The sequence below is a fragment of the Polaribacter sp. Asnod6-C07 genome (assembly GCF_045063625.1).
GTDB classification, from domain to species: domain Bacteria; phylum Bacteroidota; class Bacteroidia; order Flavobacteriales; family Flavobacteriaceae; genus Polaribacter; species Polaribacter vadi_A.
Window position 1 is genome coordinate 3,316,327 of sequence record NZ_JBEFOF010000005.1, and the last position, 16,522, is coordinate 3,332,848.

Annotated in this window: 10 protein-coding genes; 3 read left to right on the forward strand and 7 right to left on the reverse strand. The window is 30.8% G+C overall.

Annotated elements, in window-relative coordinates; all coding sequences use genetic code 11:
• Positions 1–426 precede the first annotated feature (426 nt).
• The 7 genes from ACJJVK_RS14490 to ACJJVK_RS14520 form a co-directional block, all read right to left on the reverse strand.
• Positions 427–1,647 (reverse strand): ABC transporter permease, encoded by a 1,221-nt coding sequence (locus ACJJVK_RS14490; RefSeq protein ID WP_405567196.1) that lies wholly within the window; start codon positions 1,645–1,647, stop codon positions 427–429.
• Between the two features lie 2 nt (positions 1,648–1,649).
• Entirely contained in the window at positions 1,650–2,393 is a 744-nt protein-coding gene (locus tag ACJJVK_RS14495; protein ID WP_215996125.1) for an ABC transporter ATP-binding protein, read from the reverse strand.
• A gap of 6 nt (positions 2,394–2,399) precedes the next feature.
• The gene (locus ACJJVK_RS14500) at positions 2,400–3,608 is read right to left on the reverse strand and encodes an efflux RND transporter periplasmic adaptor subunit (RefSeq protein WP_405567198.1); all 1,209 of its coding nucleotides are present in this window, start codon (positions 3,606–3,608) and stop codon (positions 2,400–2,402) included.
• A gap of 11 nt (positions 3,609–3,619) precedes the next feature.
• Positions 3,620–4,945, reverse strand: a complete 1,326-nt coding sequence (locus ACJJVK_RS14505) for a TolC family protein (protein ID WP_405567201.1) — start codon at positions 4,943–4,945, stop codon at positions 3,620–3,622.
• Positions 4,946–5,260: 315 nt separating this feature from the next.
• Positions 5,261–5,818: a dual specificity protein phosphatase family protein gene (locus tag ACJJVK_RS14510; protein ID WP_405567204.1), complete on the reverse strand. Its 558-nt coding sequence runs from the start codon at positions 5,816–5,818 to the stop codon at positions 5,261–5,263.
• Positions 5,819–5,896: 78 nt separating this feature from the next.
• On the reverse strand, positions 5,897–6,811 hold the full coding sequence (locus tag ACJJVK_RS14515) for a bifunctional metallophosphatase/5'-nucleotidase (RefSeq protein ID WP_405567206.1): 915 nt from the start codon (positions 6,809–6,811) through the stop codon (positions 5,897–5,899).
• Positions 6,811–7,557 (reverse strand): 5'-nucleotidase C-terminal domain-containing protein, encoded by a 747-nt coding sequence (locus ACJJVK_RS14520; RefSeq protein WP_405567209.1) that lies wholly within the window; start codon positions 7,555–7,557, stop codon positions 6,811–6,813. Before ACJJVK_RS14520 ends, ACJJVK_RS14515 begins: the two co-directional genes overlap by 1 nt.
• Positions 7,558–7,744: 187 nt before the next feature.
• Here ACJJVK_RS14520 and ACJJVK_RS14525 point away from each other — a divergent pair, with 187 nt between their 5' ends.
• The 3 genes from ACJJVK_RS14525 (at position 7,745) to ACJJVK_RS14535 (ending at position 16,464) form a co-directional block, all read left to right on the forward strand.
• The gene (locus tag ACJJVK_RS14525) at positions 7,745–11,560 is read left to right on the forward strand and encodes a two-component regulator propeller domain-containing protein (RefSeq protein ID WP_405567212.1); all 3,816 of its coding nucleotides are present in this window, start codon (positions 7,745–7,747) and stop codon (positions 11,558–11,560) included.
• Positions 11,561–11,737: 177 nt separating this feature from the next.
• Complete coding sequence (locus ACJJVK_RS14530) at positions 11,738–14,707, forward strand: SusC/RagA family TonB-linked outer membrane protein (RefSeq protein ID WP_405567214.1); 2,970 nt, start codon at positions 11,738–11,740, stop codon at positions 14,705–14,707.
• Positions 14,708–14,718: 11 nt separating this feature from the next.
• On the forward strand, positions 14,719–16,464 hold the full coding sequence (locus tag ACJJVK_RS14535) for a RagB/SusD family nutrient uptake outer membrane protein (RefSeq protein ID WP_405567217.1): 1,746 nt from the start codon (positions 14,719–14,721) through the stop codon (positions 16,462–16,464).
• Positions 16,465–16,522 lie beyond the last annotated feature (58 nt).

The following is a 16,522-nucleotide window of genomic DNA, read 5'->3' on the forward strand; positions in this document are numbered from 1 at the left end:
TTAATTTAAAACCCTTGATTAGAGCTAATTGCGTTACAATATAGGAATTTTTTATGAATTCGATAATTTTTACATAAAATTCACTTTTTTCATACCCTACTGACTGGCTGGTTGTTACAATTAATTTAACACAGTAGTACTAAATTTGGTAGGTTTCGTTTTATCAAGATAAACATCTTACAATACCAAGAATAATATAATAAAATTGCCAATTTTTACCAGATTAATAATAAATAGAAATTAGGCTTTTTGGGGTTTTGATAGTGCATAAAAAAGGTCGACCTATATGATAAGGCCAACCTTTTACAAATCAAATTAATCAAAATAAAAAAAAAGTTCTAATGTATAGTTCTTACCAAACGTACATAATTCTTTATCCTTAAAGAATCTGCAGCATTAACAGATTCCATTAAATAATCTTTAATATTACTCGTAACGTAATGCTGTTATAGGGTCTAATGATGATGCTTTTCTTGCAGGATACCATCCAAAGAAAATACCTGTAACCGCACATACTGCAAAAGATATAACAATGGAATATAAAGCTACACTCGTAGGCCAATTTAAGAATTTTTCTATAAAAATTGTGGCACCTAATCCTAAAATAACACCTAGTAAACCACCTGTTATACTTATTAAAATAGCTTCTATTAAAAACTGCATTAAAATATCTGAGCCTTTACCACCAACTGCCATACGCAAACCTATTTCTTTGGTTCTTTCTTTTACAGACACATACATAATATTCATAATACCTATACCCCCAATTAATAAAGAAATACTGGCAACAGCCACAAGCAATAACGTAAGCATTTCACTGGTAGAACTAAAGGTAGAAATAAGCTCTTCCATAGAACGAACAGAGAAATCATCGTCTTCATGATCTTGTAATTTGTGTTGTGTACGTAGAATTTCAGTAACTTGAGTTACAGCCTCAGGTGCATCATCTTCACTAACTGCAGATGCCATAATCTGATTTAAATAATCAATTGCCAAAATACGTTTTTGTACAGTAGTATATGGGGCAATAACTACATCATCTTGATCTTGCCCAAAGGTATTTTCTCCTTTTTCTTCTAGCACCCCAATTACCTTAAAAGGTATGTTGTTAAATCGAATCATTTTACCAACAGGTTCTTGCCCATCAGGAAAAACATTATCAACCACAGTTTGCCCAATTAAAGCAACTTTAGCTGCAGATTTTACTTCTGCATTGGTAAACATAGAGCCACTCTGCAAATCGACTACTTTAATATTTAAATATTCTGGGTTTACTCCATAAATAGTACTAGGCCAGTTGTTAGACCCATTAATTACTTGGCCACTTCCGTTTACAACAGGTGTACTGTAACTTAACAAATTAGCTTGTTCTTTAATTACTTCGTAATTTTTAAGAGTTAAGGTTTGTACATCTCCACCACTACCTCTTGCAGGTCCTCTAGTATCTGTACCAGGTCTTATAGTTATCATATTAGACCCCATACTAGAAATAGTAGAACGAATACTTTCTTTAGACCCCTCTCCTATGGCTAACATTGCAATTACAGAGGCTACCCCAATAATAATACCTAACATGGTTAACAAAGTTCTGGTTTTGTTAAGTATAATGGCTTTAAAAGCAATTTTAAATAGATTTAATAGTCTCATAATTAATGGTCTTGTTGTGGTAGTTTTGCCAACTCTTGTGCCGCAGAAAGTACCTTATTGTTTTTATAATCTTGAATAATATTACCATCTTTTAACACAATAGTTCTATTACTAAAAGTGGCAATATCTGGTTCGTGTGTAACAAATGTTATAGTAATTCCCTTTTTATTTAGTTCTTGAAACAACGCCATAATTTCGTAAGAGGTTCTGGTATCTAAATTACCTGTGGCCTCATCTGCTAATATCATTACTGGGTTGTTTACTAAAGATCTGGCTATAGCTACACGTTGTTGCTGACCACCAGAAAGTTGTGATGGTGTATGATCTAAACGATCTGCTAAACCTACCATTTTTAAAGCATTTATTGCACGTTCTCTACGTTCTTCTGTAGATACTTTAGAGTTATATAATAAAGGCAATTCTACATTTTCTATAGCAGAAGTTCTTGCTAACAAATTATAAGATTGAAAAATAAAACCTATTTTTTCGTTTCTTATGGTTGCCAATTGATTTCTGCTTAAGTTTTTAACTTTTACTTGGTCTATTTCATAATTACCAGAAGTAGGTTGATCTAAGCATCCTAAGATATTTAACATGGTACTTTTACCAGAACCACTAGAACCCATTATGGTTACAAATTCACCTTCATTTATCGTAAAATTAATACCTTTTAATGCGTGTACAGTTTCACTACCCATAGTAAAGGCACGCTTTAGGTTTTCTATTTTTATAATTTCTTTAGTCATGGTTTATTATTTTTTTCCTGGTGGTTTAGGCATAAATGGACTTTCGTTAGCGCCTGAAGGGCCTGATGGTTTACCTTCTGATTTAGAAATAGCTTTTAAACTATACACTAATTCATCACCTGCATTTACTCCACTTAAAATTTGAACATTTACACCATCACTAGCGCCCAAGGTTACCGTTTTTTCTGTTATACTTCTGTCTGCACCCAATACCCAAAGTGTTTTAGTTTTAGAAGAAGTAATTGCTGTATTTACTGGTAAATTATGATGTAAATTATAAGTTGATAATGTAGTTGCTTCTGGTTTAAAATTAATTGCTTTTGCTTCTGCAGATAAAACATTTTTTAACTCTAAAGTATAAACAGAGATGGTTGCTGTTAAGCCTGGTTTTAGTTTTAGGTTTTCGTTATCTGCTTTAATTACAACTGTATACGTAACTACATTTGAAGTAATAGTTGGGTCTAAACGAACCTGTGTAACAACACCATTAAAGATTTCGCCAATGTAAGCATCTACCGTAAATTCTACTCTTTGGCCTTCTATTACTTGCCCAATATCTGCTTCATCTACATCTGCTTCTACTTGCATTTCTTTTAAATCTTGTGCAATGGTAAATAAGGTAGGTGTGCTGTAACTTGCGGCTACAGTTTGCCCTTCTTCTATATCTTTAGACAATACTACCCCATCTATTGGCGAGTAAATATTTGCATAACCTAAATTTGTAGTTGCAGATTGCAGGTCTGATAAACGTTGTGTTACTGTACCTTTTGCTGTTGCATAATCATAAGTAGCAGTATCAAAATCTGATTTACTAATTACTTGATTGTCGAATAACGATTTTTGTCTGTCGTAAATCGTTTTCATATAATTTCTTTGAGTTATTGCATTGTCATAAGCAGCTTGTGCTTGTGTTTTAGCTGCCATTAAATTTGTTTTGTCTAATTCTGCAATTAATTGCCCTGCTTTAACCTCTGAATTATAATCTACATATACTTTTTCTACTACACCAGATACTTGTGTACCTACATCTACTTGATTTATGGGTTCTATAGTACCTGTTGCTGTAACCATTGTTGTTACATTAGATTTTTTAGCTGTTATTGTTTTTGCTTCTATAATAATAGCATCATTGCCTTTTATTAAAAAAAAGTAAACTGCAAAGGCAATAGTAGCAATTACTACACTGCTTATTATGATTGTTTTTTTAGTTTTCATGAGAGTATTGATTAAAGTTTAATGTCGTTTCCTTGATAAAATTGTAATAATTGATGGTATAAAATATTTAAGTATTTGGCTTGCAAATAGTTTTGTTGTGCATTGGTATATGTATTTTGACTTATCACTAAATCTGTAGTACTTAAATCACCTAATTCATATTTCTTTTGTGCTAACTTATAGCTCTGTTCTGCAGCCTCTTTAGATGCTTCTGATGCAATAACTTGTTCTTGAGCAGAAAGTGCATTTTGATAGGCTGTTTCTACTTTTTTATAGATTTCTTTTTCTGTTGATTGTTTTTGAATTTCTGCCTTTTTAATATTGATGCTTGCTGTTTTAACTGCTGCCTTAGTTTGATTTTTATTAAAGATGGGTATGCTTAATGAAAGCCCTATTTGTTGGTTAAAATTAACATCAAATTGATCTGAAAATGTGTTATCGCTAATGCTTGTATATCCACTTCCTATACTTCCGTTTAAAGCTAAAGTTGGTAAAAAACCTCCTTTTGCAATTTCTAGTTCTTTTTCATTAGCAGCTATGTTTAGATTACTTGCTTGTATTTCTGGTAAAAATTTTAAAGCATTATTATAAACTGCTATTTTGTCTAGTTCTAGATTTATTAAATCGCTGTTTTCATTAATGGTTTCTACCTGCATTTCATCCATAGGAGAAAGTTCTAACAACTGTTTTAATTGAATAATGTATTGTTGGTAATTGTTTTTAGCAGCAATTACATTGTATTTATTAGTTGCTGCCTGGCTTTGTGCTTCTGTATAATCGCTTAAAGCAATAGTCCCTGCATCTAAACGTGCTTTTGCTCTTTGTACCTCGTTTTCTGAAGCCTTAACATTATTCTGTGCAATAACAATACTTTCTTTGCTATAAAGTGTTTGTAAATAGATTTCTAAAATGCTTAGAGCAATACTGTTCTTTTCTACTTCTTCTTGAAAAACACTTTGTTCTAACAGTAACTTACTTTGTGCTATTTCGTTGTTAATTTGATTTCCTTGAAATAAGGTAATAGAACTATTAAAACTCATGTTTGTACTATGAATTTGATCTGTTACATAATCGCTTGTAATAGGATCTATAGTACTACCATTAGAAAAATTCTGATTGGCACTACCAAATAAACTAGGTAATCTAGATGATTTTGATTTGTAATACGCTACAGCTGCATTGTCTTTGTCTAAAGCTGCATCTTTAACAGTAATATTATGTGCAATAGCATAATCGATACATTCTTGTAAAGACCAAGTTTTAGGGTTTGTAGTTGTTTCTTGCGCTGCTAAAAGTTGTGCAAAGAATAAACCAATTAAAATAATATATAATTTCATTTTTTCGGTGTTTTTAAATAACACTTCAAAGGTGATGTTATATGTCTTATTTATAAAGAGTAATAGAAGTTTGGGAAGTATGACTATACTAAAAGGGTATTTTTATCGATGGGAAATTTAATGGTAGTTTGATGTTGGGTGTTGGATGTTAATTTTTAAGGACTTAGTTTAAAATTAGAAAAGAGAATTAATTGTAAACTACTGACTAAAAATTGTAAACTTTAGTGATAAGGAGTTATTGTTTGGTATTGAGTTAAGAAAATACAATTATGAGAATTGACTATCTATTTAATTAACGACTAAAGACTTATTTTATTAATTGGAAGGTTTAATTTTTAATTGTTGTTGTATTTCTTTAACATTTAAGTTTTGCAATAATACCAACAAGTTGGGATACATTTTTTCATGATAACCAAAGGGTTTGTATCTAAATTCTGCAATAGCATCTTCTTTTGACCAATTTTGAATTACCATTCTATAAGCTGCAACAATAGTTCCTGTTCTATCAGAACCATGCCAACAATGCACCAAAACAGGTTGTTCTTCATTTTTGATGATTTTTAAAGACTTAATAATATCATCTTCATCTAATATTTTTGTTTTAATAGCAATATGTTCTAATTTTAAATTGGTGGCTTTGGCTTTATTGTTATCATTTCTTAATCGTCTTAGATTTAAAATGGTCTTTATGCCTAAAGCTTCTAATTCTTTAAAACCTTTTTTACTGGGTTGTTCTGCCCTGTATAAATCATCACTAATTTTATAAAAATTATTAAAGTTTTTAGAAGTTACTTTTTGATATTTATTTACTTGTGCCTGTGTAATCTGTAGCATTGAAATACAGCACGCAATACATAAAAGATATTTTTTCATACATCTGTTTTTTGTAAAATTATCAATAATGATGCTACACCAAAGTTTAAAAGAATAATTAATTGTTAAACTATAGCTTTACACTAAAATAGTAGTGCTTTTGGTTGATTTTTCATTGGCTTCATCAAAATAAAAATCAATTCTACCTAAGTTTAAACCATAAGCACCTACTTGATTTATAAGTGTGTTTTTGCCATCACTATTTTTTACAATGGTTGGTTTTGGTAAAAACGTATGGGTATGACCACCAATAATTAAATCGATGTTTTTTGTAGCTTTGGCTAAGTTTAAGTCAGATATTTTATTCGGATTGCTTTTGTAATAATAGCCTAAATGCGATAAACAGATAATTAAATCGCACTTTTCTACATTTTTAAGTTGATCTGTAATGTCTTGAGTAATTTCTATAGGGTCTAAATAGCCAGTTTCTTTGTACATCTTTTTATTTACTAAACCTTCTAATTCAATTCCTAATCCGAAAATTCCGATTTTAACACCCTCTTTTACCATGATTTTATATGGCTTTACATGAGTGTCTAAAACTGTGTTTTTAAAATCGTAATTGGCAGAAACAAAATCGAACTTTGCATTTGGCAATTGTTTGTATAAACCTTCAATAGAATTGTCAAAATCGTGATTACCAATGGTAGCAACATCATATTTTAACATGCTCATCAGTTTAAATTCTAATTCGCCACCAAAATAATTAAAATACGGAGTTCCTTGAAAAATATCTCCAGCATCTAACAATAAGGTATTGCTATTTTCTTGTCTTATTTGCTGAATTAAAGTCGCTCTTCTTGCTACTCCTCCTCTATTGGGATTTCTACTATGATTTGCACTAAAAGGTTCTATATGACTGTGTGTATCATTGGTATGTAAAATTGTAATATGCTTTTGTTTTTTAGCAATCATTGAAGGTAAAACCAAACCACCTGCTAATGCTAAAGTAGAAACTGCTCCTGTACGTTTTATAAAATCTCTTCTTTTCATTATTTTAGTTTTATGCGGTTATCAATTGCTGCTTTTAAAGTATCTACTTTTTTAAAATAATCAATAATACAATCTCTCATTTTATAATCTAATACTGTTAATTTTAAAGGGTTTTTAAAGAAGTTCATTCGATCTCCACCACTCTGTAAATAATCTGTGGTTAATACAGTATAAGTTTTATTTTTATCAAAAGGTTTTCCGTTTATTTTTAAAGTATAATCATCTTTATTAATGGTTAAATCAATGTTTTTAGACAAAGGATGTGCTGCCTTGGTTTTTACAAAATACTGAATTAACTCTTCCATTTTATCCCCAGAAAGGGTAACCACTACCAATTCATTTTCAAAAGGCATTACTTTAAAAGCACGTTCTCTTGTAACTACTCCTTTAGGGATTATTGCACGAATTCCACCAGAATTAAACATAGAGAAATCGATATTTGTCTTTGTTTTTTCTAGAAAAACAGGGTTTGCCATTTCTATACATAAATCAGCTAATAAATTACCTAAGTTACTTTGTTTCCCTTTATTTTCTTTGGTTAAATCAATTGGGGTAAACGTTAAAGGTTCTTGCATATCGCCTGTAAGTTCTTCTTTATAAGGTTTTATCATTTTAGTAATCTCCTCAGAAGCAGCAATAGTAGTATCAATTGCAATATTTTTTCCGGTTATTTTTGTTAGGTTCTGTTCTGTTTTTTTACAGGAAACAAACAACAGAAAAAGACAAAGAAAATGTGTAAATTTCATAATGGTGTAATTTTGTTCGAAAGCTAATAATTTATCGATAAAAACAACTGTTAATTTTCATAAAATATCTTTAACATTATTTACCCTATCTAGTTTATAATTCACTTAGATACTTACCCATTACTTAACGCATCATTCACATTTAATTAATCTAGTTGTTGTACGCTTGTAAGTTTAAATATACAAGATGACAAGAGCTACTTTTATCGCTTTTTTTATATTACTACAAACATTTGGGCAAGAAATAAAGTTTGAAAACTTTTCTGTAAACAAAGGGCTTTCTAATAACTCTGTAAAAGACATTGAAAACGATATTAATGGTGGTTTATGGATTGCTACTTGGGATGGTTTAAATTACTTTGATGGTTACACATTTACCATTTTTAAAAATGATATTGATGCTAAAAATAGCATTGCTGGTAATTTTATTACTAAAATAAAACGTGACGTAAAAAATAGAATTTGGATTATTACTGAAGATGCAAAAATTAGCAGATATATTGGGAATAAGCAATTTAAAAACTACACTTTCAAAGAAAAACCAAACGATATTTCTATTTCTAACAACGGAAATATCTTAGTTTATACTGCAAGTTCTTGTTATGAGTTTATAGCTGACCAGTTTCAAAAAAAAGGCAGATTAGCAGATACATCAGAAAATGAAGCATTAAAAAACATTCTTTTAGCCAAATATCCTAATCTAATTATTAATGATGTTTTAAAAGATAAAAAAGGTAACATTTGGTATGCTACACTTAAAAATGGTTTGTTTATTATTAAAAACAAACTCGATAAGACAAACAAATATCACATAGAAAACTACTTAAAAGATCCTTATTCATCTTCTAGTTTTAATAGCAATGAAATAGAAACATTACACGAAGACCTTTTTGGTAATATTTGGTTGGGTGCAAAAGATGGTGGTATTTGCATGGCGTATTCTAATTCTGATAAAATTCTTTCAGTTGCACCTCATCCTCTAGAATCGCCAAACATACCTAATGAAACTTTACGTGCCATAACCAAAGATATAGAAGGCAAACTTTGGTTAGGATATTACACAAAAGGGCTGTATTGTTACAATGCAGAATCTAAAAACTACAGAAAATTTAATATTAAAGAAGCCAAACATCAACCAGATTGGAAGCGTATTCGATCTTTATTTACAGCTTCTGATGGCACCATTTGGGCAGGAACTTATGCTGGTATTATTAGAATACAAAAAAATGGAAGCTATCTTTTATATAAAGCTAACGATTTTTCTAATTTCACTAATAATCGGAATTATTCCATTTACGAAGACAACCACAAACAATTATGGATTGGTTGTTGGGGTGGAGTTGCTAAATTTAATTTAATCAGCAATAAATTTGAAGCTTTTAAAGGGCAAGGTTTATTAGCAAAATATCATATTAGAGATTTAAGGTTTATAGACAACGAACTTATTTTAGCCACAGAAAATAATGGTTTACAATTATTAGACATCAGTAAAGGAAAACTAAAAACTATTGAGGTACAAAAAGAACTTTCTAATTACCATAAAGAAGATAAAAATGTACAAACTAACAGTAAAAACGTAAAATTAATTGATATTAAAAATGGCGAATTACAAACCATAAATACAAACAAAGGGCTTTTAAGTAATAGCATTTATGCTGTATATAAAGATAAAAATACAGGTTATTACTGGGTAGCTACATTAGGTGGTTTAAGCATTTTTGATAAAGAAAAAGGAATTATAAAAAATATTACAGAAAAAGAAGGTTTACCCAGTCAATTGGTTTATGGTATTTTAACTAATAACAAAGAAGTTTGGATTAGCACTACAAAAGGAATTGCAGTAATCAATAAAAATAACTTTTTGGTTAAAGCATTTTATCCTAAAGGAGGTTGGCAAGTTTCTGAATTTTCTGAAGGAGCGTATTATCAAGATGCAAAAGGCGATTTGTATTTTGGTGGAATTAACGGATTGAATTACTTTAATCCGAATAACATTCAGTTTAACACAGCCAAAGCAAAACTGAAATTGTTGGTAGATTATAATGAGAATTTTACCTCAACTATTGTAAAAAGCCACAATCATAATCATATTGATATTGATTTGGTGCCAATTCGATTTCCTATAAAAGTAGAAAAAAACATTTACTACAAACTAGAGAATCATGATAGTCAATGGGTTTTATTAAACGTAAATAATGAAATCAGTTACAGCAATTTAATTCCTGGAGACTATGAGTTTTTAGTAAAAGAAGGCAAAAACACCCCAGCAAAACGTTTATTTTCTTTAAAAATTCAGAAACCATTTTACCAAACTGTTCTCTTTTATGTCTTACTAACTGCATTAATTCTAATTAGTGCAATCATTTTTATTTATGTTAAAAATAAAGCTGCTATTGCACAAAAAAAGAAATTAGAAGATAAAATTATATTAAGAACAAAAGTTATTGAAAATCAGAAAAAAGATTTACAACTTATTAATAACAAGCTCGATGAAAAGAATAAAGAAATTATACAACAAAAAGAAAAATTATTAGCACTACACAACAACCTTAAAAATGAAGATTTCGAAATCGAAAAATTCAAAACCTTTGTGTTATCCGAATTCCAAGAACCGATTTCTAAAATCATTAAAAAAGCGAATTCGTTAAACGAAAATTCAGACAATAAGAAAAGTATTCTTCAAGAATCTAACAAACTAGTAACACAAATTTCTGAATGGAATTACCTAAGCCATATTAAAGATATTGGACCTATAAAAACTTCTGCAATTCATTTATTTGCAGTTTTAAAAAACAGTATTCATAAACTAGAAAAATCTTTACACAGCAATAAAGTTGATTTTAATTTTACTATTGATGCAAGTATAAACTGGGTAGAAATTGATGTTTTACGCTTTCGATTACTGCTTCAATATTTGTTTAATGATGTTAGTAAATATTCAGATACAGGTAGTAAATTAGAAGTATATATCAATACTGTAAAATCTAATTTAGTCATAGAAATTGCTTCTAATAGCAGTCTTTTAATTAACAATTGGTATAGTGTTTTACATTACAGCCCTTATTTTAAAGCTTTACAAACTTTATTGATTGATTTAAAAGGAAAGTTCATTAACCATAATTTAAAAACAAAATTTAAGATTGCTTTACAAATTCCGATTACTAAAATAAATACAGATGATACACATGTAGAAACCATTTCTTGGAAACATTTTAAAGCGCAAGAAAACTTAGCTAACGATAAAAAAAACGTCTTAATTTTTAGTGATGAAGATAATTTTGCAACTGCCAATCAAATCTTAGCACAAAATGATTATAATTTAATCTTCGAAAATTTGGCAAGTAATTTAAACTCTGCTACCAAACAAATTCCCATTCAGATTATTGTTTTATATCAAGTAACTTTTTCTAAAGAACTCTTATATTTTATGAATCATTCAGATGAAATCCGAAGAAAAAGAATTCCGATGATTTATATATCCGAAGATATTAATTACGAATTAAGAGAACAATCTATAGAATTTGGCATAGACACTTTGGTGCAGCTACCTGCTAGTGAATCTTTTATTCAGAAAAAGATGGAATCACTCATCAACAAAAAACATATTTCTACAGAAGAAAATCAATTTCAGCAAAAGATATTCGACATTTTAACAGACAAAGAGCAAGTATTAACAGCTAATGACAAACTGTTGAAAAAAAGTTTAGAAATCATAAAAAAGGAAATTCATAATCCTGCTTTTAATGTAGAAATGTTGGTGGATATTTTAGACATTTCTAGGGTAAAATGCTATCGTTTGTTTAAAGAACGTTTAAAACAATCGCCTTCTGATGTCATTATGTCTTTAAGATTACAAAAAGCAGAAGCTTTGTTAAAAACTAAGAAACTAAACATCTCAGAAATTAGTTTTGAGTGTGGTTATAACGATCCAAAATACTTTGCAAAGACTTTTAAGAAGCATTTTGGTAAAAGTCCTAAAGAATTTAAACAACAATTTTTATAAGCCTGCTGTTAATGTAGGATTTTCTTAATGTTAGAGAATTGTTACTGTAACCAAACAACACCTAATCTGTTTCTTTTTTATACTAATTTGAACGTTTTTTCCACCTTGTGGAAACCAAATTACCCCATCAGGTTTTAAGGGCAAACTACTTTTATGCCAATCAAAAACTTAAACTAAATGAACAAATTTTATTTATTATTAATACTTGCTATAGGGTGCCTATCTTATACAAATGCGCAAGTACAAGTATCAGGAAACGTAGTTTCTGATACTGAAGGAGTACCAATACCAAATGTTTCTGTGGCTTTAAAAGGAAGTCTTAATAAAGGAACAACCACAGATTTTGATGGTAATTTTGTAATGAAACTTAATGTTGAAAATGGAGTTTTAATTTTTTCATATTTAGGGTATCAAACAAAAGAAGTATCGTATTCTGGTAACCAAACCTTAAAAGTGATTTTAAATGAAGACGAAAATTCTTTAGACGAAGTTGTTATTGTTGGGTATGGTTCTCAAAAAAGATCTGATGTAACAGGAGCCATTTCTTCTGTAAAAAGCGAAGATTTTAACCAAGGAGTTGTAGCAAATGCAGGGCAATTATTACAAGGTAAAGTGGCTGGTGTAAATGTTTCTTCTGCAAGTGGAGAGCCTGGTGCTTCGCAAGATGTAATTATTAGAGGTGTGGGTAGTTTACGTTCGGGTACAACTCCTTTGTACATTGTAGATGGTTTTGCCTTAGACAATTCTGGTAATGGAGTAGCTACAAATCCATTAAACTTTATCAATCCTCAAGATATCGAAAGTATCGAAGTTTTAAAGGATGCTTCTTCTGCTGCCATTTATGGTTCAAGAGCTGCAAATGGGGTAATTGTAATTACAACAAAAAAAGGGAAAAAAGGAAAAACAAAAATTAATTTAACCTTATCTAACGGATTTTCTACGCTAGCAAATAAAGTAGACGTTTTTACTGCAGATGAATTTAGAACCAACGTAAATGCCGTTAACGGAACTTTGGTTGATGGTGGTGCTAATACAGATTGGCAAGATGAATTGACAAGAACAGCAATTTCTAAAAACATCAACTTTTCGATGAGTGGTGGTACAGAAAATTCTTCTTATGCAGCTTCTTTAGGGGTTGATGATCAAGAAGGAATTTTAAGAAATAGCAATTTAAAACGTTATTCTGGTCGTTTAAACTTAACGCAAAAAGCAATTGATGATAAATTGAATGTAACTTTTAATTTAACAGCCACTAAATTAGACAATACTAGACCAAACTCAAGTTCTGTGGTTGGTAATATGTTAAGTTTAAATCCTACTGATTCGCCTTATGTTAATGGGGTTTTACAAGGGAATTTAAGTAACGACGTTTTAAATCCTTTTATTGCAGAAACCATTTACGGAGATTATACCAACAACAACCGTATTTTGGCAAATATTTCTCCTTCGTATGAAATTATAGACGGTTTAACTTACAAACTAAATGTAGGTGTAGATTATTCTATTACAGAAAGAGATATACAATATATGCCATATGCTACAGAAACCAATACTACTTTAGGTAGCGTAAATACTGCCACTACAAAAAACAGCAATACACTTGTAGAAAATACGTTAAACTATAATTTATATACAGATTCAAGTAGTTTTACTTTTCTTTTAGGGCATTCTTATCAGCAAACAGAAGTAAGTCAAAAGCAATTTTACTTAGAAGGTTTTCCAGATAATGGTGTAGAACCAAGATACCAATTAGAAACTGCAAATCAGCAAACTACACAGTCTGCTTATGCTACTAAAAACGAGTTGCAATCATTTTTTGGTAGAGTAAATTATACATATAACGATAAGTATTTGGTAACTGCAACTATGCGTGCAGATGGTTCTTCTAAATTCGGAGCAAATAATAGATATGGTTATTTTCCTTCTGTGGCTTTAGGATGGAACATCAGCAAAGAAAGTTTCTTAGAAAACTCAGACCAGATCAACAACTTAAAATTAAGAGCCAGTTGGGGGCAAACAGGTAGTCAAGAAATCCCTTCTAAAATTACACAAGCGAGTTATACAGAAAGTAATACTGAGAATGATACTTACCCTTTAGATACTGCTGCAACTGATTTAAGTGGTTATCCTTATGGCTCTATTTTTACACGTTTGGCAAATCCTGATATTCAATGGGAAGTTTCTACACAAACCAATATAGGTGTAGATTTTGGTTTATTTGGTAACAAATTAACTGGTACTGTTGATTATTTTTACAAAGTAACAGACAACATTTTATTAGAAGTAGCTCCTACAGATCCTATTGTTCCTGTTTCTAGTTATTGGACCAACATCCCAAATATGGAAATTAAAAACAATGGTGTAGAAATTGCTTTAGATTACAACAATTATATAAATGATAATTTTTCTTACAACATTGGTGGTAATATTTCAATTACCAATAACGAAGTAAACAACTCGCCTTACCAAATTTTAACAACTGGTGCTGCACAAGGTTCAGGACAAACTGGTGCTACCATTAACGGTGTTTTAAATGGCGAATCTATTGGTGCTTTTTATGTTCAAGAGTTTACAGGGATTGGTGCAGACGGATTAAATGAATTTGCTGATACCAATAATGATGGAGAAATCTTAGATGATGATCGTATTGTAGCTGGTAATGCTTTGCCTGATTATATTTATGCATTCTACCTAAACTTTAACTACAAGAATTTTGATTTAGGTTTAAACTTTAATGGTGCTGGCGGACATAAAATTTACAATCACGTTGCCATGTCTTCTTTTAACAAAGGGAATTTAGCCAACTCTTTTAATACTACTGATAGAGCTGTTGAATTTTTAAATGAATCTGCAACCAACTCCAATTTAGTTTCTACACGTTATTTAGAAAATGGTGATTTCCTAAGATTAAACAATGCCACTTTAGGTTACAATTTCGATTTAGCCAAATTAGGACTATCAGAAAGCATTAAAAACCTTCGTGTATCAGTAACAGGTCAGAATTTATTTGTGATTACTGATTATAATGGATTTGATCCAGAAATCAATACAGGTAGTGCAATTGGAGGTATTCAAACTTTTGGTATCGATTATTTCAGTTATCCAAAAAGTAGAACACTTCTTTTAAGCTTAAATGTAGAATTTTAATAAAGACAACAATGAAAAATAGAATAAAAAGTATCGTATTTGCCATCAGCATATTATGTATATATAGCTGTAGCGATTTAAAAGAAGAAGTTTTAGATGAGTCTTTAACAGGTAGTGGACAAGCAGAAGCCATTAGTGGTGCCATTGCTCCTGCTTACGGACAGGTTTCTTGGACATGGAGACACACCAATTATTATGGTTTGCAATTGATACCAAGTGACGAAGCCATTTTACCTTACAGAGGTGGAACAGATTGGTATGATGGAGGTAAGTTTTTAGCAGCGCACACCCACTCTATTACTCCTACAAATGATTTGGTAAAAAGTGCTTGGACAGAATTAACCATCAATATTTCTAGAACCGTAACTGCCATAGAGGTTTTAAGACCATTAGCAGAAGCTGGTAACACTGAAGCAGAAGGAGCTTTATACGAAATGATTGCCTTAAGAGCTTATTTAAACATGTTAACTTTAGATAGTTGGGGTATTGCATTTAAAAAAGAATCTTCTAGTTTAGATTCAGAAATATTAAGAACACAAGAGGCTATCGATTATATAGAAAGCGAATTGTTATCGGTTGCAGAGGTTATCAATACCAACAAAGGCCCTGGAAGAATGACACAAGCTGCGGTTTATGGATTCTTAGCTAGATTGCACTTAAATGCTGCTGTGTATAGAGATCCTTATGGTACTCCAAACTTTAGTTCAGAAGATTTAGATAAGGTAATTGAGTACACAGACAACATCATCAACTCTGGTCAGTTTTCTTTATCTCCAGAATATTTCGATTTATTTAATGATGATAATAATACCAATCCTGAATTAATTTTTGCTTTAGATCAACGTGGTGTTTTAAATAGAGAACACAGTCGTTGGGCATATTGGTCTATCCCTGGTTCTATGTTTCCAAGACCAGAATTTACGAGTGCAGATGGTACAGATGGGCCTGCAATTACTTCAGATTTTTACCAAACTTGGGTTGCGGCTTATAGTAGTGTAGATCCTGCAGATGCAGATCCAAGGTTTTTACAAAAAAACACACAAGAAGTTGCTAATGGTGTAAATGATCTTACAGGGCTTTCTCCTTTAAATGATGAAAATAATTACTACTGTGTAGAAGCAGAAGATTTTGAAATAGACAGAGGTATTTTAAGAGGTGTACCTTGGGCTGCTCGTAAAGATGAAAATGGTGCTTTTTATACTTGTGCTGATGGATATAGAATTTATCCTGTAAAACAAATTAAAGGAAATGGTACAGACAAAAATGTAGATTACGTAAACCTTACTTTAAATGTAGATTTCACAAACGAAGGTAGAGCGCATCACACAGGATATCGTGTTTCTAAATATCAATTTAGCCATACTTCACCTAATGGTAACAATTACAGTAGTGTAGATTTGGTATTAATGCGCTATGCTGAGATTTACATGATGCGTGCAGAAGCAAAATTAAGAAAAGGTGATGCAGCTGCTGCTTTAGCTGATGTAAATACAGTAAAAACAGCTAGAAATGCTCGTGAACCATTGCCAACAGCTTTAAGTACTATTGATATGGATGTTTTATACAGAGAGCTTGGTTTTGAGTTTTATTGGGAAGGTTTGCGTAGAACCAATCAAATTCGTTTTAGTCATTATGAAGATTCATGGACAGAAAAAACAGATGCTGATGTTAACAACAGATTATTTCCAATTCCACAGGTAGCCATTGATGGTGCCTCTAATACCCCTGATTATTTAGTACAGAATAAAGGATATTAGTTTTTTTGTTTATTGCTTTGGGAGCTTTTCTGTAAAAGAAGGCTCCCTTTTTTATTAG

What these genes read in the sequence shown, in the direction of transcription:
- ACJJVK_RS14490 (WP_405567196.1), bottom strand. Translation starts at nt 1,647, where the DNA reads ATGAGACTATTAAATCTATTTAAAATTGCTTTTAAAGCCATTATACTT.
- ACJJVK_RS14495 (WP_215996125.1), bottom strand. Translation starts at nt 2,393, where the DNA reads ATGACTAAAGAAATTATAAAAATAGAAAACCTAAAGCGTGCCTTTACT.
- ACJJVK_RS14500 (WP_405567198.1), bottom strand. Translation starts at nt 3,608, where the DNA reads ATGAAAACTAAAAAAACAATCATAATAAGCAGTGTAGTAATTGCTACT.
- ACJJVK_RS14505 (WP_405567201.1), bottom strand. Translation starts at nt 4,945, where the DNA reads ATGAAATTATATATTATTTTAATTGGTTTATTCTTTGCACAACTTTTA.
- ACJJVK_RS14510 (WP_405567204.1), bottom strand. Translation starts at nt 5,818, where the DNA reads ATGAAAAAATATCTTTTATGTATTGCGTGCTGTATTTCAATGCTACAG.
- ACJJVK_RS14515 (WP_405567206.1), bottom strand. Translation starts at nt 6,811, where the DNA reads ATGAAAAGAAGAGATTTTATAAAACGTACAGGAGCAGTTTCTACTTTA.
- ACJJVK_RS14520 (WP_405567209.1), bottom strand. Translation starts at nt 7,557, where the DNA reads ATGAAATTTACACATTTTCTTTGTCTTTTTCTGTTGTTTGTTTCCTGT.
- ACJJVK_RS14525 (WP_405567212.1), top strand. Translation starts at nt 7,745, where the DNA reads ATGACAAGAGCTACTTTTATCGCTTTTTTTATATTACTACAAACATTT.
- ACJJVK_RS14530 (WP_405567214.1), top strand. Translation starts at nt 11,738, where the DNA reads ATGAACAAATTTTATTTATTATTAATACTTGCTATAGGGTGCCTATCT.
- ACJJVK_RS14535 (WP_405567217.1), top strand. Translation starts at nt 14,719, where the DNA reads ATGAAAAATAGAATAAAAAGTATCGTATTTGCCATCAGCATATTATGT.